This is a genomic window from Pseudomonas sp. Pse79 (genome assembly GCF_024519615.1).
GTDB lineage: Bacteria > Pseudomonadota > Gammaproteobacteria > Pseudomonadales > Pseudomonadaceae > Aquipseudomonas > Aquipseudomonas veronii.
Genome location: NZ_JALJRR010000020.1, coordinates 1 through 16,706, shown reverse-complemented (window position 1 = coordinate 16,706; position 16,706 = coordinate 1). Strand labels below are relative to the sequence as shown.

The following is a 16,706-nucleotide window of genomic DNA, read 5'->3' as shown; positions in this document are numbered from 1 at the left end:
TCAGGCTTGACTCCCTTGTCGTGGTGCAGGCTCTTGCAGATGCTGGGTACGCTGGCCGATAAGCCGGGTCGGATGCCCGGCATGCACGGTCCACGCTTGCGCGATGTTTTTGATGACGAGCGCGCGGGCGCCCACTACGACGCCATCGGCAATACACACGCCCAGCGTGATAAAGGCATCGGCACACACCCATACGTGCTCTCCGAGCACGATCGGTTTGGCGTAGAGTTGAAAGTTGCGACTGTTGTAGTCATGCGACCCGCCGCATAAATGCGCGCCCTGGGAAATCACGCTGTAACGCCCGATAGAAATCAGCGCCATGTTGTAAATATTGGTGTCATCGGCAATGCCGACATGGTCACCCAGCTCGAGATTCCACGGCGCCCACACTTTGGCCCGCGGATAAACATGCACACCCTTGCCCAGGCGCGCGCCGAACAGCCTCAACAGAAACGCCCTCCACCCATGAAAGGGACGCGGGCTGGTACGGAATAGCAGCACATAGACCATGTTCCACAGCTGCCGCCGCAACCGATGGGACAATGAAAATGAAGCGGCGCGATACGGATCATTGCCTTGGAGAATCATGCAAGGCACTCCCGCACGATCTCCAGCAAACGCTGCGCGCCGCGGTGGATATGAAAGCGCTCGGTAAAACAGCGGCGGGCGCGCCCGGACATGTCCGCATACTGCTGCGGGTCGAGACGCAACCAACGACGCAGGTTATGCACGGCGCCCAGCACCGTGTCGTCGCTCACAAAGCCAACCGCGTCGGCTTCGATTTCGCGCCAGATGTTGACCTTGTTGCTGATCAGCACCGGTTTGCCGCAGGCCAGCGCCTCCGCCACGACCACGCCGAAATTCTCCTGATGGGACGGCAGGCAAAACACCTCCGCGGCGTAAAAGGCGCCCCATTTCGCGGCGCCCTGCAACATGCCCGGCCACGTCACGCGGTCGGCGATCCCCAGTTCCACAGCCTGCGCCTGCAGCGCCTGCACCCAGCCGCCTTGATCGGGCCCGGCCATGACCAGGTGCAAGCGTTCGTCTTCGCCAGCCACTTGGGCAAAGGCTTGCAGCAGGTGGTCGCAGCCCTTTTTTTCGTGGATGCGGCTCAGGAACAACAGCACCCGTTTGCCCTTCAACACCGGATGCTCATCAACAAAGCGCTGCGCCAGCGCTGCACCGCCCGCCGGCGGGCTGGAGGTGCCATAGGCGGTGACCGTCTCTTTGGCGCGGTACAGCCAAAATGACTCGCGCGCACGGATTTTCTCTTCTTCACTGGTAAACACCACGCGCTGGGCATCCCTCAATACGCGGTATTCACCCCATGGCCAGTACAGCCATTTCTTCAAATGCTTGAGCGGATATGCGTGCTTGAACCAGGGGTCGAGCATGCCATGGGTATAAACGATGTAAGGCCGCCCCAACTTGTGCAGGACCTGGCGCGCAATAAACCCGTGGTACTGCCACAAACCGTTGACGATGAAAAAGTCGTAGTCACTGGCGTGTTGTTCCAGCCATTGGCGGATCCTGGCGTTTACGCCATACCCAAACAGGCTCGGCCCCATGAAGTGAACGGTTCCCGGGTAGTCGACGGCGAAGTCCGCATCCAGCGTCAAGACATCCACGAGATGCCCGTTCTGCTGGAGAATCTTGTCGATTTCGCGGGCAGCGTTGATGGGGCCGCCCTTTTCCGGTTTAACCGAAGAGATGATTCTTAATAACTTCAAGTGCTGTCCGCTCATCCGTTGAATTGATTCAAGTCTTCTTGCAAGCGGCAAGAATCAGGCAGGCGTAGAACACGCCAAAGGCCAGGAACGTGCCCTGCATGGTCATGACCCCATTGAATAAAATCGGCGCCAGGAAACCGCACAGCAGCAATGGAACGCCGGTGCCCTGCCTGATCAGCGCTTTATAGGCTTTGAGCAGTAACCAGATCAGCAAGAAGATCCTGAACAGGATAAAGAGCGCCCCGATGGGAAGGCCCAGTTCCAGGATGATCCGCGACCATTCATCTTCGGCCAGCAAAAACCCCGCGCCTTGCTCGCGCCCCGCGCGCAATATCGCCGAGGCGGCATTCGTACCCGAGCCGATGCCGTGTCCCCAGAGCGGTGCATCGTCGATCACGCGAGTGAACGCATACAGACTGGAGAATGCCCGGGTCACCGGCGAACCTTCACTGGCGACGGCACTCCGGTTGCGTTCGACGAGAATCTGGTAACTGTCGGACGACATGAAAATCAGCAGGCTGACAAACAGTGCCGCCACCAGGAAAAACAGCGACAACAGGTTTCTTTGCGATTTCTTGATCAAGGCGACCATCAAGGCCGCCAACAGCACGATGGCGGCATACGCATAGATGGCCCGCGATCCGGTCAAGAAACACATCACCGCCACCGAGATGGCCGACACCGGGAACAACAGGTATCGCCCGGCGAACACTGCGCGGAACAAGGCCCGGTCGAAAATCGCCGCCACCAGGAAAGCAAAGCAGGCAGACACGTAAACAACGTGCCCGGCGGTGAACGTGAACGTCCCATACGGCCGGACAACCCCGTCAGCGATCATGAAAATGAAGTCATCGTCCCCAATGCCTTTATTGACGAAGGCTTGCGGCCCGGACGAATACTGCATGACCACCAGCACGCTGATGGGAATCGCCGCAAACAGCGTGATCCGGGCAAAACGGTAGACATCGGCCAACTGCAGGGTTTTTCCGGCAACGAATATCAGGGGGAAATACAGCAAGTAGTTCCTGACGCCATAGCCGTAGATGACCAGCCCTTCAGGGCTGCTCAACAAAAATGCGGAGACCAGAACAAAGAACACCACCAACAACATGACGAAGTACGCCGACAGCAGGTTCTTGGAAAAAAAGCCGAACCTGAACGCGTACCAATAGATATAGAGAACGATCGGATCCTTGATGAAATAGATGGCCGAGCTCAGGCCCGGCAGCAGCCACTTGCGCAAAACCCCTTCAAACAAAATGAACAGATAGATCAGGACAAACGCACTGACCACGCGCTTTCTGTAACGCTCCTTCAGGCTGGACAGCTCAGGGTTGGCCAAGGATTGCATCCAGCACCTCCTTGGCGTAGGTGTCCCAGGTCGTCCTACCTGCCGAGAACACCGCGTTGTGCTTCAGCGCACTGAGTTTTTCACTGTCATCGGCCAGCTCGACCAGACGGGCAGCAATGGCCTCGGCGGAACGGATCGGCACCACATACCCGTTGAAACCGTCGATGATCAAATCCGCCGCGCCACAATTCTGCGAAACGATGACCGCCGTCCCCGTGGACAGTGCCTCGCCCACCACCAGGCCGAACGCTTCGGCGAGTGAAGGCAAGACCAGCACGTCGGCCGCCAGCAATTGGCGGATGACCTGATCGTGGGGCGCCGAGCTGAGCCAGCGATACTTCTTCAGCTCGCTATTGAGCGCCTGGTTACGCCCGTTGGCATAGTCGGCACCGATGACGGTGACATCCAGGGCAACGCTGCCCGAGGCGATCTTCAGCGCCTCGAAAAAATACGAGATGCCCTTCTGCTGGGTCAGCGCACCGACAAAAATCACTCTGAGCGGCCCCCCGGCCCGGACATTCACCTCTTTGTGGACCATCGGTGCGGGTGCGCCATAGGGGGTCACCGCAACTTTGTGGTGGGCGATGCCGGATTCACCCAGGGTGCGTTTGGCAAACGTGCTGGCCACGATGATCCGATCCGCCAACGCCAGTTCGGCGGTCTGCTTGCGAATGGTGGTTTCGCTGAGGTTGGGAATGCTCGCCCGCCACGCGGGGTTCGCTTCACGCTCATGGTCCAGCATCCCGCACGCGTAGGAAATGGAGCCGAAGGCCGCCTCATAATTCAGCGTGATCCCGCCAACCGCCTTGGCGGCGGTGAACAGGGCCTTGCACTTGCCGTCATAACCGTACACTTGGCTGGGTTTGCGCGCGGTGTTGTACAAGAACTGCGCGCTGGCCCGATCAATGTGTTCGTACACATTTTCCGGGCAGAACATCCCGATGTTGCGCTGCGTAAGGCTGTACCACTTCAACTTGTCACAGAGCACGCGAGGCACATCGTAGCGCGGGTAGCTGTGCAGCAACGCACCGTCGACCATGTCGAACGTGCGCCGCAGGCACTCTTTGCCGACGACCGGAAGACGGCAAAGCCAAGAGTCTTTATGCAACGCCAGCGAGCTATGGAACGAATGCAGCAAGCGCCGTTGATTCAACGCACCCAACAGCGCGCGAACGTTTTGATTACCCACCGGATGAGCGACCAGGATCATCTTATTTACCCATCCAGGCTTCAACCACGGCACTCGACCTGACCGGGCTGTAGGTGAACGCGCACTCGGCGCGACGTTTGATCGCGACCGCCGGGTTACCCGCGACGATCGTGAAAGGCGCTACATCGCGGGCAACGACACTGCCCGCACCGACCACGGCGCCTTCACCGATGGTCACCCCCGGCAAGATGATCGCGCCCGTGGCAATCCACGCGTAATCGCCAATCACCACCGGCGCGACCTTCAACCGCCAAGCGGGATCGTCCACGCCGTGCGTGCCCGTCAGGATTCGCACACCGTCATTGATCGCAACATGCCCGCCAACCTTCACGGGGGCGTGCAATTGGATAAACGTGCGCTTGCCGATAAAACTGCCCGCGCCGATGCTGAAACGGCCGACGGCGCCTTCAAACTCCGCATCGTTGATCATCACCAGCGCACCGATAGTCGCGCCCTGTCGGCGCAGCCGGCACTGGCGGTGGTTGGCCTGGAGCAATCGGCTGAGCAGCAGCGCGCGCTTGGCCAGGTATTTCAACCCGACGAGCTTGAACGGGCTCACCTTCAGCCGGTGCTGGAACAGGTAATTAATTAACACGGGCCATCCTCTGTTCAAGACGATAAAACCCGCGTTTGGCAAAGCAGAACAACACCCCTTCCGTGGCCACCAGCACATAACAGACACCCAGCAGTCCGAAGTCTTGAGCCAGGCAAAAAACCGCGAGCACACTGACCATCGACACCAACATGAACACCACGGCAAACGCCGAGTAGGAAGCGGTTGCCATCATGGCCACCCAGTACACCTGCCACGCCACATGCGTCAGTGCGCCGACAATCAGTACCAGCATGACGGTTGCCGAGTAATCCGCCTTTCTGCCCGACCAGACATCGAATATCGACCCGCCGAATACCACGATCAGCGCACCCATCACACAGGCAATGGGCAGTGAAAACCTCAGCGCATAACGAATCATTTTCCTGACCAACTGGTTGTCACCGACGGAGAATGCATAAGAGATTTCCGGCCAGATCGACTGATTCACCACCGTGGAAAACTGCACCAACACCCTTGAGATCGTTCGGTAAAGACCGAATATCGCGGCATGGGCCGGTGACAGCAGTATCGACAACAAAATCGTCAGCCCTTGAACATTCAGCGCCAGCCCGATCGGAAAGGCCAAAGACGCCAGCGAGGGTCTGATCAAGGTGATAAACGCCCGCTTCCCGACCACCGAAGGATCGAAGCGCAAGCTGATACCCAGCCGATCGGCCAGCAGATTCTTGACCACAATTCCGCTCGAACGGACGATCAACAGCGCCAGGCTGGTGGCAACCAGGCTATGGGTGAGATACGCGCACAGTAAGGCGGCCGACCATTCCAGCATCCTGATCACATTCATGATGAAGGACGACAAAGGCAGCGCCTTGGATGCGCGGTAACGTATCGAAACCATGTTGGTCAGCAGGCACAGCAACGAATACCCCGTCAACGCCGAGAGGATCAACACCCCATCGCCGCTCCGGATGGACTTGAGATTGAGCAGGCTGAACAGGTCGAAAAACGCCAGAGAGCCAACAGCCAGCAATAACACGCTAACCCCCACCAACAGTAAAAACGCAAAGCTGGTGCTGTAGACCGCACTGGCAACCTTCAACCGGCCTCGCTCATGCCATATCACCACCTTGCTCGAGGCGGCGGTGGTTACCCCCAGGTCGGATAACGCCAGGTAGGTGGGGATCGCGGACAGCACGACCCATTCGCTGTAGGCGCCAAACCCCCAACTGGCGATCAGGACTGGGACACTCACCAGTTGGATCAGCAGATTGACCACCTGACCAAACGAGTTGGCGCCAATGCCGTTGACGACTCTTTTAAGCACACTCATGGGAGGACCTATACCGTATTGAGAGGTCGCCCAATGGAAATGTACTCAATGCCTTTCTTCAGCACGCTGCCGGGGTCGAACAGGTTGCGTCCGTCAAAAATCAACGGCTGTTTGAGTTGCCGTTTGATCACGTTGAAATCCGGCGCCTTGAATGCCTGCCACTCGGTGACGATCATCAATGCATCCGCACCTTTGAGGGCTGCCTCCTGGGTGCCGCACAAGCGCAAGTCGTCGCGGTCGCCATAAATGCGCTGGGTTTCTTCCATGGCTTCCGGGTCATAGGCCTGCACCTTGGCGCCCGCGCGCCACAAGGCCTCCATCAGCACCCGGCTGGGTGCTTCGCGCATGTCATCGGTGTTGGGTTTGAAACTCAGCCCCCAGAGCGCAAAGGTCTTACCCGCCAGCTCGCCGTTGAAGCGACTGGAAAGCTTGTTGAACAGGGTCTGTTTCTGTTCGGCATTACGCCGTTCCACGGCCTTGAGCAGCGTGGCATCGAAGTCGATGCCGTCGGCGGTCTGGATCAACGCCTGGACATCTTTGGGGAAGCACGAGCCGCCGTAACCGACGCCCGCGTAAAGAAACTGATAGCCGATGCGCGGATCGGAGCCGATCCCCTGGCGAACCATCTCGATATCGGCGCCCAAGCGCTCGGCCAGGTTGGCCATCTCGTTCATGAAACTGATCTTGGTGGCGAGCAGGCAGTTGGCTGCGTACTTCGTCAGCTCGGCGCTGCGTACATCCATCACGATGATTCGGTCGTGATTGCGATTGAACGGCGCGTACAGCTCGCGCATGACCGCTTCGGCCTGTGGACTGGCCGTGCCGATGACAATGCGGTCCGGCCGTGTGCAATCGGCAACCGCACAGCCTTCCTTGAGAAACTCCGGGTTGGACACCACCTCGAAGCTCAAATCGCTGCGGTCGCGCTGAGCCAGCATGGCCGCAATACGCGCGCTGACCTTATCGGCCGTGCCCACCGGGACGGTGGATTTGTCGATGATCGTCAGCGCCGCGTCCATATGCAGACCGATGGTTTCAGCCACCGCCAGCACGTACTTGAGGTCCGCGGAACCGTCTTCGTCGGGAGGCGTACCCACGGCGATAAACTGCACTTCGCCATGCTTGACCGCGGCCACGCCATCGGCGGTGAAGTTCAGGCGACCGGCAGCATGGTTGTCCCTGACCAGGGCCTCCAGGCCAGGTTCATAGATCGGAATATGCCCCTGATTGAGACGTTCGACCTTCGAAACGTCGATGTCGATGCAAAGCACGTCGTGACCGACGTCAGCAAGTACCGCGGCCTGGACCAGGCCGACATAACCGATGCCAAAAACTGTAACTTTCATAGCGTTTCTCTTTGAACCTGCGGCCAGTGGTAAAAAGGCTGCTCGTTGGACGTCGATTGCCGGTAGCGCAAGATCAAACGCTGTCTGACTTGTAGTCGTAGTTGTAATAGCTGTAGGCGCCATAGCCGTATTTGGCGGATGAGCGTTTTTCGATGCCATTGAAAATCGCGCCTTTGAGCTCGATGCCACTTTGCTGATAGCGACGCATCGTCAACTCCACTTCACGCACGGAGTTCACCTCGAAGCGAGCCACGATCAGGTTGGTGCCCGACTGACGCCCCACGATGGTTGCGTCCGTCACCGCGAGAAACGGCGGGGTATCCAGAATCACCAGGTCATACAGCGCGCTGACCTGTTCGAGGAACGCGCTGAAATTGGCGTGCATCAATAGTTCAGAGGGGTTCGGCGGTACTTGCCCGCGCCCGAGGAAGTGGAGGTTGTCCACGGCCGTGTGGTGGATGGCTGCCGTGAGTTCGCAGTTTTTGGCCAGCACGTCAGACAAGCCGTTTTCAACCGATACGCCGAAGACCTTGTGCAAATAGCCTTTGCGCATGTCCACGTCGACCAACAACACCCGCTGCCCTGAATGGGCAACCACCGCCGCCAGGTTCGCCGACACAAATGTCTTGCCGACCTGCGGGCTCGGCCCGGAGATCATCAGGCGATTGTTAGCGGCTTCCAGCATGGCGAAATGCAAGCTGGTACGCAGGCTGCGCAAGCCTTCGATCGCGGGGTCCGAGGGGTGAGTCATGGCCAACAGTCGTGCGCCACCGAGCTGGTCTTTACGAAGGATTTTTTGATCCAGTTCTTTTTGTATCGTGCTGAACGGGATCGCGGCATAGACCGGCAAGCCGAGCTTTTCCAGGTCATTCGGGTTGGTAACACCGCGGTTGAGCGCTTTGCGGAACATCACCAATGCGATCGCGATAAAGGCACCGAGCAGTGTGGCAATCACGATGATTAGCGCTTTCTGCGGCCTGACCGGGCTTCGCAAATCGACATCGGCGGTATCGATGAGCCGCACATTGCCCACGGTGCCGGCGCGCATCACGTCCAACTCTTGATACTTGTTCAGCAGCAGCGTGTAGATCTCGGTGCTGACCTTCAAATCGCGGGTCAGGCTCAGCAGCTCCTGCTGGGTGGTGGGCAGGCTCTCGACCTTCTTGGCCAACTCATTCTGGCGCTCGGTCAGCTCTGCCAATTGAGTCAGTAACGCCCGGTACACGGGATGCTGAGGGGTGAACTTGCGCTCTATTTCCGCCTGCTGCATCTTGAGTTCGGAGATGCTGGCATCCAACGCGACGATCTGATCCAGGATGGCTTTCGCTTCCAGGCTGATATCGATGGTCTTGTTGCGGATCTGAAATTGATTCAACGCCGCTTCCGCCTGCTCGACATCCTTGCGCACCTGCGGCAACTGGCCCTTGAGAAACGCCAGGCTTTGCGCGGCTTCTGCCGAGGTACGGTCAATGTTTTGCCGCACATAGATGCGTGCGACCTCATTGAGCACTTGAATCGCGTCGGCAGGTCGCGGGCTTTCCAGGGCCAGCCCGATAATCCCCGACTCCTTGCCGCGTTCAGCCACATCCAGCAATTTCTGATAGCGCAAAATGGTGCTCAGGCGCGGTGAACGGACCACGCTGAAAGTGGTGCCGGGGTTGGCCCGAAGCTGTTCGACACGCAGCTTGATGCCATTGCTGTCGTAGGCGCGCCCCACTTGGCCCTCAAGCAAAACAGCCTCGTCCTGGTCCGACAGCGTGAAGCTGCCGCCATTGCCGGCGGTCAACGTCAGCTCCTGGCCCAGCAGTTTGGCGGGAAGGCGCAGCTCGGAAAACTTCAGTTCCTCACCACCCCAGGCAAAGCTGCTCAACCCCAACCACGGTGCAGCCACTGCCTCCTGTTCGGTGGGTTTGAAACGACGGGCAACAAAGCCCCCCAGCAATGGGAAACGCTTGGGTTTGACGTCAAGGTCCAGGTTCAGGTTATCGACGGCGGTCCCGATGGTGATCCGCGAGCGGATGAGTTCGATTTCGGTCACCGTCGGCGATTCTTTACCGAGCAGGCTGCCGACATCCGAGAAGCCCAGCATGTCGCCCTTCTTCGGTTCGACCTGAACTAACGCGGTCGCTTGATAGATCGGCGGCGTCAATACCGAATAGGCCGCGCCAAGGGCCATAAAGGCAATACTGATTCCACCGATCAGCCATTTATGATCCAGTAGAGTACCCACCAGCGCCATAAAGTCTAAATCAGTGTCATCCGAATGGTGTGAAGTTACCGCAGTTACTGATTGCATAAGTCAGTTCTTTTTCTTACAGATAGTCTAGGAATGGCACAGGGTGCAAGACGCCCGGCTCCATGCACGTACAACGGCTATACTCGACACACAAACGCTCACTAGAGCCTGACAACACAATCTTCTCAACACTTGACGCTCAACTCACGAGTCACTTTCCCAATATTCCAATAGAGGGTTCAAGCGATCATGTCCGACCTTAAATAACATTCAAACAACCTCAACCCGCCAACAACTGCGCCCACGCATCCGTCGCTTCTTCAATCAAGCCATACGCTTGTAGAAATGCCGGTTTGCCTTGGCGGTAAGGGTCTTTGATTTCTCTATTGCACTGCCACTTGCCCAGCAGGAATACTTTACCCCGAGCCACCGGCGCGAGTTTGAGCACCTCCTCGATCTGCCACTGTTCCATCACAAGAATCAGGTCCGCTTCACTCACCGCCCCGCTCGTCAATTGCCGTGCCTGGTGGGGCTGAAAAGCATGCCCATGTTCTTCCAGTACCCGCGAAGCCGTGGCTTCCAGCGGGTGTTGATGCAGCGCCGCCAACCCCGCCGAACTCACCTGTATATCGCTGGAAGCAAGTGCAGCACGCAGTAAATTTTCCGCCATGGGGCTGCGACAAATATTGCCGACACACACAATCAAAATCTTATTAAACACCGCCATCTCCCACGCGCCGCAAAGTACTCATGAGCCAAAGCAAAGAATAAATAACATCAACGCCAGCCAATAGCACCCTGAAACAAGCCAGGCAATTATGTTCACAGGCAATAAGTTTCGACCATCTCTTCAGCCGGACAATAAATAACATAATTGCCTATTGACCGACTAAAAATAACATTCCCTTACTTTTGCGCCTCTTCATAATAAAGTGCCCACCGAGTACAGCAACGAGGCACGGCCATGAAAAGTTCAAAGTTACTGGTAGAGCGTATTGGCCTGTTCCCGTCTTCGGGAAACATTCATGTCAATGTCGACAACTCGACAACGGTGGTTGAGCGAATGCACATGTTATATGCCAGCAACTCTTTAGACTTCGACGAATCCGGTTCCGGGCTGTCCATGGTCTTCGCCGACTGGCGCTTCAAGTTGCAAGTCAGTAATGCCCTGTCCGTCTGCCTGTGCGTAGAGAGCCGTGGCGACCGCCATTTCATGCAAACCAAAACCGACGAGCTACTGGCGAACATCTTCAACACCGAGGGACGCCCATCAACCGGTATGCCCGTTCAAGACACGCCTCCACTCATTGCGCCTTGATCGGCCCGGAGCCGACGCGCCACGCGGGCTCCTGATGGGCGCGTGACGCCCCGGAGACGCTGACGGCGACATGGTTAAGCAGGTTCTCGGCGTTGTACTTGGGCACCAGCGCACTCAATAACACGACCACTGCCCCAGCGCCGATCAGCGATGGCGACACATTGACCTGCGCGACATCTATTCGCCACAAGAACGTCAGCGCGGCCACCGCGCCCAATAACCCGCCCGCCAGCGCCTCGTTCAGAGGGTGGATGTACGGCGCGACACAATAAGCACTGAACCAACCGGTGGCGATCAATCCGGCGAGCGCCGCGGGCCAGCGCAAGGCCGGGTTGAACTGGCGCGCCACCAAACTCATTGCCACGGTGACCACCAGGCATGTGTTCATGGCGTGGCCACTGAGCACGGCAATATCAAGGTGTTGAAACGAAACGCCCCAGCCCTTGAACAGCAACTTGCTGAACGCCACGATTGAATAAGTGCAAGCGACGGTGATGAGCCATCCCTTGAGCGCCCGCGGCGACGAATAGCGCAGCCACACAGCGATGACCAGCGCGGCCGGAATCATGACGGTAATACCGCCATAGTGTGCGAGTTCTTCGCGCATGAGTGACCCACCTGACCCAGCAATTTTCCGCGCCCATCAGACCTCAGGCCCAGGGAAAACACAACGTTATCTAAGGTCAGGTTAAAGCCCTTGCCGCCCGCGCCCCTACACGCCCACAGGGGTCAAGCGGCGTTGCGGATCTTGTGCAAGGCGTCCGCCACCCACTTGCCGAACGCATCCACCGGCCCTTGCAGGTTACCGAGGAAGTGCGGGTAGATCAGCCACAGGTTCATCACCGGCTTGAAGTCCTTGAGCGGCATCACTGCCAGTTGCTCGCGGTGGGCGCTATGCTCCAGCAACGGGCGCGGCACCAGGCCCAGGCCCAGGCCGTCCGCCACCAGGCCCAGTTGCAGCTCGGTGCCGAAGGTTTCTAGGTTCACCCGCAACGCCAGGCCCTGATCGGACAAGGTGCGTTGCAAGCCGGCACGGAAGCCGCAGCCGTCCGGGTTGAGGATCCAGCCGTTCTGGTACACATCGGCCAGCTTGCACGGTTTCTTCGGCAACTGTGCCTTGGCGCAGACCACCACCAACTCCATCTTGCCGATGGATTCACCCACCACGTTGTCCGGGAAGATCTTGCCGGCCGGGAACAACGCCGCCGCCGCATCCAGCTCGCCGCGTTCGATCTTGCCGACCAATTGGCTGCCCCAGCCGGTGGCGACCTGGGCGCGCAGGTCAGGGTATTCGGTGCGCAGGTGCTTGAGCGCATCGAGCAGCACCACGTCGCCGATGGTTTGCGGCACACCGAGGCGCAACAGCCCGGTGGGCGGCGCATCGGTGGCCACCAGTTCGCGCAGGGCATCCATCTCGCGCAGGATCAGCCGGCACTGCTCATAGACGCGCGTGCCGATCAGCGTAGGCTTGAGGGGCTTGGTGTTGCGGTCGAACAGCTCCACGCCCAACGCCTGCTCGAAGTTCTGCACACGGCGGGTGATGGCCGGCTGGGTCAGTTGCAACGACTCGGCGGCATGGCTGATGGACTGGCACCGAATCACTTCGACAAAAGCATCGATATCGTCAATTTTCATTTGGGCCGCACATAGAAAACAGTCATTAAGATGTGTGCGAAGCATAGTTGCAGGCACGTTTTCTGGATAGCCCGGGCTGTGTTCGATAACGTCTAACACGATGCAGAGCGGTTCTAAATCACCTTCAGCTATAAGCTAATCATTAAAAAATAGCATGTTAACTACAAACATTATGCTTAGATAAACCGATCAACAGTAGCCGATGGAAGTGTCATGACCCAGGCCAAGCACCCCGAAAGACTCAGGGCCTTCATAGGCGCCCTGGCGGAATTGATCGACGCTAATCCACGCGAAGGCGACCTGTTGCACCGTGGCGGCAAGCTGCTCGCGCAACTGGTCAGCCATGACGACTGGCTCCCCGACGAATACGCCCAACCCGACCCCGAGCGCTACCAGCAATTTTTGCTGCATGCCGATTCGCGCCAGCGCTTCAGCATCGTCAGTTTCGTATGGGGGCCGGGGCAAAGCACGCCGATTCATGACCATCGGGTCTGGGGCCTGATCGGCATGCTGCGCGGTTCGGAATTCTCCCAAGGCTTCGCGCGCGCCACCGACGGGCGCCTGGTCGCCGCGGGCCAGCCGATCCAACTGGTGCCGGGCCAGGTCGAGGCCGTGTCGCCCAAGGTCGGCGATATCCATCAGGTCAGCAATGCTCACCCCGATCAGGTGTCGATCAGCATTCATGTGTACGGCGCCAATATCGGTGCCGTGCGCCGCGCGGTGTACCAGCCTGACGGCAGCGAGAAGCTGTTTATCTCCGGTTATTCCAACGCCTTTCTCCCGAACATCTGGGACTTGTCCAAAGAAAAGAGCCCTGCCCTATGAGCACCGTATCGCACCGCAGCTTTGCCCAGATTCGCCAGGCCCTGTTGGACCGCGAAGAAGTCGCCCTGGTGGACGTGCGCGAAGAAGCGCCGTTTGCCGAATCCCACCCGCTGTTCGCCGCGAACATCCCGCTGTCCAAGCTGGAACTGGAGGTGTACTCGCGCATCCCGCGGCGCGATACCCAGGTGACGGTCTACGACAACGGCGAAGGGCTCGCCAGCCGCGCCGCCGAGCGCCTGGTTGCGCTGGGCTACACCGCGGTCAGCCTGTTGGAGGGCGGCCTGGACGGTTGGCGCAACGCCGGTGGCGAGCTGTTTATCGACGTCAACGTGCCGAGCAAGGCCTTCGGCGAGTTGGTGGAGAGTGAACGCCACACGCCGTCCCTGGCCGCCGAAGAGGTGCAGGCCCTGCTCGACAGCCAGGCCGATGTGGTGGTGCTCGACGCCCGCCGCTTCGACGAATACCAGACCATGAGCATCCCCACCGGCATCAGCGTGCCCGGCGCCGAGCTGGTGTTGCGCGCCCGTCAGCTGGCGCCGGGCCCGGCCACCCGCATCATCGTCAACTGCGCCGGGCGCACCCGCAGCATTATCGGCACCCAGTCGCTGATCAATGCCGGCGTGGCCAACCCCGTGTCGGCCCTGCGCAATGGCACCATCGGCTGGACCCTGGCCGGGCAGACACTCGCCCACGGCCAGTCGCGCCGCTTTGCGCCGACCGGCGAAGCCCATCGCCAACTCGCCGCCCAGGATGCGCGCCGAGTGGCCGACCGCGCCCGCGTCGGCCGCGCAAGCCTGGCCGACCTGCAACGCTGGCAACAGGACACGACGCGCACCACTTACCTGTTCGATGTACGCACCCCGGAAGAATTCGACACCGGCCACCTGCCCGGCGCCCGTTCCACCCCGGGCGGCCAACTGGTCCAGGAAACCGACCATGTCGCCAGCGTGCGCGGTGCGCGATTGGTGCTGGCCGATGACGACGGTGTGCGGGCGAATATGTCTGCGTCCTGGCTGGCCCAACTGGGCTGGGAAGTGCATGTGCTGGATGACCTGCAACCGGCACACTTCAGTGAAACCGGCGCCTGGATCGCCCCGGTGCCCGCCGCGCCCCAGGCCGAACTGATCAGCCCGCAGACCCTGGCCGAGTGGCAGGCCTATGGCGACACTGTAGTGCTGGACTTCACCGCCAGCGCCAACTACGTCAAGCGCCACATCCCCGGCGCCTGGTGGGCCCTGCGCGCGCAACTGCCGCAAGCCCTGGCCAAGGTGCCGAACGCCGAGCGCTACGTCCTGACCTGCGGCAGCAGCCAACTGGCACGCCTGGCCGTGGCCGAAGTCGAAGCCCTCACCGGCAAACACGTGTTCCTGCTGCAAGACGGCACCGCCGGCTGGATCGCCGCCCAACTGCCGCTGGAAGCAGGTGAAACCCGCCTGGCCTCGCCGCGCGTCGACCGCTACCGCCGGCCGTATGAAGGCACCGACAATCCCAAGGAAGCCATGCAGGCCTATCTGGATTGGGAGTTTGGACTGGTGGAGCAATTGGCTCGGGATGGGACACATGGGTTTTATGTGATCTGAGTCTGCCATCAGCGCGGGCTGCGTGTGCATAGGTCATTTTCACCAGCGTTTCGCGCCCGTTCTTCTGGCTGCGTACTTCGATCAAGCGGTGTTCAGCGTCGTAGGCAAAATGTTGCAAACCCCGTGCGGCGCTGCGTTTTTCGATCAGTCGGCCAAAGCCGTCATAGCGGTAACGCTTGTCCTGATAGGTCAGCAGTTTGTTATGCCGTACCCATCCGCCCCTTACTTGCGGACCGTCGAGTAGGTTGGCGGCGGCGTCGTAGGCAAAGGTTTCGCGCTGGCCTTGTACGTTGTCCTCGCTGGCGATGATTCGAGCGGTCGCGTCGTAATGCAGTAACTGGTGCTGGCTCCCTTCCCGGCGGCCGATCAGGTTGTCGGCCGGGTCGTATTCGAAGTTCTTTTGGTGGGTCGGCGGCAGTTGCCAGGGCTGGCCGGTGGGGCTGCGTTTGCGCTGGCGCAGGCGGCGGCTGCCGTAGTAGAGGCGATTGAGCCAGCGGCCGTTGGGCGGGGGCCCTCAGAGGCAGAACACGAGCGCCTGCTATGATCCCGCTAGGTGGAACGGTTTTTTGAGAGAACCTGTAGTTGTACTTATTCCTCGTCGACATCTTCCTCATCAATCAGCCCCTGAACGAATCTGAGGAAATTTGAGCAAATGGTTTTTTCGGATTCAGCATGGTTTTCTTCAGAGCTGAGGTCGCTATCAAACGTATCAGTTGTGAAATAACTGACTGTCCCGGTATCGAGATTCAGGCAAAAAAAGTTGCCGCCCCAATCGTTCGCGAAAGGTAGGAGGTGTGCAGGAATAACCTTTTTTTCCAGCATTAACTGATAAGTGGATAGCACCGTGGATTCGCCATCCGAAATCGGCTTGAAAACGGACACTTCTACGGGCTCTTCAAAGTCTTCATCTTGCCAATAAGTTCGTTCAGGGGTGCCGCCGTTGTATTTGAGGTAGTGATTTCGGAAGGGCGGCGGCAGCGTCTTGCCAATAGCAGACTCCAAGTGGTCCAAGTCTGCTGCGGTGATAGCTGAGCTACTACTTGAGAATTTGTTTTCGATCATCGTTATCTCCAATCATGAGCAGCGCCCAGGTTTGAGTTTGTTTTTGGGGATTTTGTTCGCCAGCCAACCCTTTTTGGAGGCCGCAAGGACTGCTTCGCCTTTGTCGTAGTTAACCTTGAAGTGTTTTTCGAACTGCGTGACCGATCCGCCATGCGGGAACGAGGCTTCATGGGCAGAGGTTTTGACCAACTGCATGGTCGTTGTACCCGTTTTGGGGTTGAAGTCATCAACATGGTGCCAGGTGTAGCCCGTTGCAGCGCTTTTGGGAATGCCTGCCTCTTTGAAGGCTTGGGTGAAATCTCGCGTTCTGCGGCCTTGCATCTTGATGGTAACGATATTTCGTTGCGAGCCTGTGGTTGGGAAGAGGTCACTGCCGCCAGTAAAGTCCACCCCTGCATACGCCCAGCCCCATGGATCGGCCCATCCAATTGGGTTTGGCGCGTATTGGTAAAGATTGAGGCCTCCTTCCAACCCAATCGGATCCGGCGTCGTAAACCGCCCCACATCCGGGTCATAAAACCTGAACG

General features: G+C 58.9%; 16 protein-coding genes and 1 pseudogene. 3 read left to right on the top strand and 14 right to left on the bottom strand.

What is annotated here, in order from left to right:
- The 9 genes from NR164_RS22315 to NR164_RS22275 all read right to left on the bottom strand — a co-directional run bounded on the left by NR164_RS22315 (position 1) and on the right by NR164_RS22275 (position 10,480).
- Positions 1 to 588 (bottom strand): putative colanic acid biosynthesis acetyltransferase, encoded by a 588-nt coding sequence (locus tag NR164_RS22315; protein ID WP_256823272.1) that lies wholly within the window; start codon positions 586 to 588, stop codon positions 1 to 3.
- Positions 585 to 1,730, bottom strand: coding sequence for a glycosyltransferase (locus tag NR164_RS22310; protein WP_256823270.1), 1,146 nt, complete (start codon positions 1,728 to 1,730; stop codon positions 585 to 587). Before NR164_RS22310 ends, NR164_RS22315 begins: the two co-directional genes overlap by 4 nt.
- A 28-nt stretch (positions 1,731 to 1,758) precedes the next feature.
- The gene (locus tag NR164_RS22305; protein WP_046383837.1) at positions 1,759 to 3,081 is read right to left on the bottom strand and encodes an O-antigen ligase; all 1,323 of its coding nucleotides are present in this window, start codon (positions 3,079 to 3,081) and stop codon (positions 1,759 to 1,761) included.
- Complete coding sequence (locus NR164_RS22300; protein ID WP_128192478.1) at positions 3,059 to 4,291, bottom strand: glycosyltransferase family 4 protein; 1,233 nt, start codon at positions 4,289 to 4,291, stop codon at positions 3,059 to 3,061. The genes NR164_RS22305 and NR164_RS22300 overlap by 23 nt, the downstream gene beginning before the upstream one ends.
- Before the next feature lies 1 nt (position 4,292).
- Complete coding sequence (locus NR164_RS30410; protein ID WP_269432655.1) at positions 4,293 to 4,886, bottom strand: DapH/DapD/GlmU-related protein; 594 nt, start codon at positions 4,884 to 4,886, stop codon at positions 4,293 to 4,295.
- Positions 4,876 to 6,177, bottom strand: a complete 1,302-nt coding sequence (locus NR164_RS22290) for a lipopolysaccharide biosynthesis protein (protein ID WP_057004824.1) — start codon at positions 6,175 to 6,177, stop codon at positions 4,876 to 4,878. The genes NR164_RS30410 and NR164_RS22290 overlap by 11 nt, the downstream gene beginning before the upstream one ends.
- Positions 6,178 to 6,185: 8 nt before the next feature.
- Positions 6,186 to 7,523 carry a UDP-glucose/GDP-mannose dehydrogenase family protein gene (locus tag NR164_RS22285; RefSeq protein ID WP_079443574.1) on the bottom strand — a complete coding sequence of 446 codons (1,338 nt, stop codon included), beginning with the start codon at positions 7,521 to 7,523 and terminating at the stop codon, positions 6,186 to 6,188.
- Between the two features lie 73 nt (positions 7,524 to 7,596).
- On the bottom strand, positions 7,597 to 9,819 hold the full coding sequence (locus NR164_RS22280; RefSeq protein ID WP_256823269.1) for a polysaccharide biosynthesis tyrosine autokinase: 2,223 nt from the start codon (positions 9,817 to 9,819) through the stop codon (positions 7,597 to 7,599).
- Positions 9,820 to 10,039: 220 nt separating this feature from the next.
- Positions 10,040 to 10,480 carry a low molecular weight protein-tyrosine-phosphatase gene (locus tag NR164_RS22275; RefSeq protein ID WP_169850583.1) on the bottom strand — a complete coding sequence of 147 codons (441 nt, stop codon included), beginning with the start codon at positions 10,478 to 10,480 and terminating at the stop codon, positions 10,040 to 10,042.
- A 243-nt stretch (positions 10,481 to 10,723) separates the two neighbouring features.
- On the opposite strand from NR164_RS22275, the gene NR164_RS22270 reads away from it, so the two are divergent.
- Positions 10,724 to 11,077, top strand: coding sequence for a phosphomannomutase (locus NR164_RS22270; protein WP_226926240.1), 354 nt, complete (start codon positions 10,724 to 10,726; stop codon positions 11,075 to 11,077).
- Here NR164_RS22270 and NR164_RS22265 read toward each other — a convergent pair.
- Positions 11,064 to 11,684: a hypothetical protein gene (locus tag NR164_RS22265; RefSeq protein WP_046383843.1), complete on the bottom strand. Its 621-nt coding sequence runs from the start codon at positions 11,682 to 11,684 to the stop codon at positions 11,064 to 11,066. The two genes, NR164_RS22270 and NR164_RS22265, sit on opposite strands and share 14 nt — an antisense overlap.
- A gap of 122 nt (positions 11,685 to 11,806) precedes the next feature.
- Positions 11,807 to 12,712 carry a LysR family transcriptional regulator gene (locus NR164_RS22260; protein WP_256823268.1) on the bottom strand — a complete coding sequence of 302 codons (906 nt, stop codon included), beginning with the start codon at positions 12,710 to 12,712 and terminating at the stop codon, positions 11,807 to 11,809.
- A gap of 213 nt (positions 12,713 to 12,925) precedes the next feature.
- Here NR164_RS22260 and NR164_RS22255 point away from each other — a divergent pair, with 213 nt between their 5' ends.
- Both NR164_RS22255 and NR164_RS22250 read left to right on the top strand, forming a co-directional pair.
- A complete protein-coding gene (locus tag NR164_RS22255; RefSeq protein ID WP_046383845.1) occupies positions 12,926 to 13,537 on the top strand; it encodes a cysteine dioxygenase in 612 nt (203 codons plus the stop codon).
- The gene (locus NR164_RS22250) at positions 13,534 to 15,117 is read left to right on the top strand and encodes a rhodanese-related sulfurtransferase (RefSeq protein WP_256823267.1); all 1,584 of its coding nucleotides are present in this window, start codon (positions 13,534 to 13,536) and stop codon (positions 15,115 to 15,117) included. Before NR164_RS22255 ends, NR164_RS22250 begins: the two co-directional genes overlap by 4 nt.
- A 28-nt stretch (positions 15,118 to 15,145) precedes the next feature.
- Here the strand turns inward: NR164_RS22250 and NR164_RS22245 are convergent.
- From NR164_RS22245 to NR164_RS22235, 3 genes and pseudogenes are all read right to left on the bottom strand, one after another.
- A pseudogene (locus NR164_RS22245) lies at positions 15,146 to 15,622 on the bottom strand (type IV secretion protein Rhs); the annotation flags it as partial.
- Positions 15,623 to 15,705: 83 nt separating this feature from the next.
- Entirely contained in the window at positions 15,706 to 16,179 is a 474-nt protein-coding gene (locus NR164_RS22240; RefSeq protein ID WP_256823266.1) for an SMI1/KNR4 family protein, read from the bottom strand.
- A gap of 12 nt (positions 16,180 to 16,191) precedes the next feature.
- The coding region (locus NR164_RS22235) for an RHS repeat-associated core domain-containing protein (protein WP_256823265.1) at positions 16,192 to 16,706 on the bottom strand (515 nt) is incomplete at its 5' end.

What these genes read in the sequence shown, in the direction of transcription:
- NR164_RS22280 (WP_256823269.1), bottom strand. Translation starts at nt 9,819, where the DNA reads ATGCAATCAGTAACTGCGGTAACTTCACACCATTCGGATGACACTGAT.
- NR164_RS22290 (WP_057004824.1), bottom strand. Translation starts at nt 6,177, where the DNA reads ATGAGTGTGCTTAAAAGAGTCGTCAACGGCATTGGCGCCAACTCGTTT.
- NR164_RS22265 (WP_046383843.1), bottom strand. Translation starts at nt 11,684, where the DNA reads ATGCGCGAAGAACTCGCACACTATGGCGGTATTACCGTCATGATTCCG.
- NR164_RS22300 (WP_128192478.1), bottom strand. Translation starts at nt 4,291, where the DNA reads ATGATCCTGGTCGCTCATCCGGTGGGTAATCAAAACGTTCGCGCGCTG.
- NR164_RS22305 (WP_046383837.1), bottom strand. Translation starts at nt 3,081, where the DNA reads ATGCAATCCTTGGCCAACCCTGAGCTGTCCAGCCTGAAGGAGCGTTAC.
- NR164_RS22260 (WP_256823268.1), bottom strand. Translation starts at nt 12,712, where the DNA reads ATGAAAATTGACGATATCGATGCTTTTGTCGAAGTGATTCGGTGCCAG.
- NR164_RS22270 (WP_226926240.1), top strand. Translation starts at nt 10,724, where the DNA reads ATGAAAAGTTCAAAGTTACTGGTAGAGCGTATTGGCCTGTTCCCGTCT.
- NR164_RS22250 (WP_256823267.1), top strand. Translation starts at nt 13,534, where the DNA reads ATGAGCACCGTATCGCACCGCAGCTTTGCCCAGATTCGCCAGGCCCTG.
- NR164_RS22285 (WP_079443574.1), bottom strand. Translation starts at nt 7,523, where the DNA reads ATGAAAGTTACAGTTTTTGGCATCGGTTATGTCGGCCTGGTCCAGGCC.
- NR164_RS22315 (WP_256823272.1), bottom strand. Translation starts at nt 588, where the DNA reads ATGATTCTCCAAGGCAATGATCCGTATCGCGCCGCTTCATTTTCATTG.
- NR164_RS22240 (WP_256823266.1), bottom strand. Translation starts at nt 16,179, where the DNA reads ATGATCGAAAACAAATTCTCAAGTAGTAGCTCAGCTATCACCGCAGCA.
- NR164_RS22255 (WP_046383845.1), top strand. Translation starts at nt 12,926, where the DNA reads ATGACCCAGGCCAAGCACCCCGAAAGACTCAGGGCCTTCATAGGCGCC.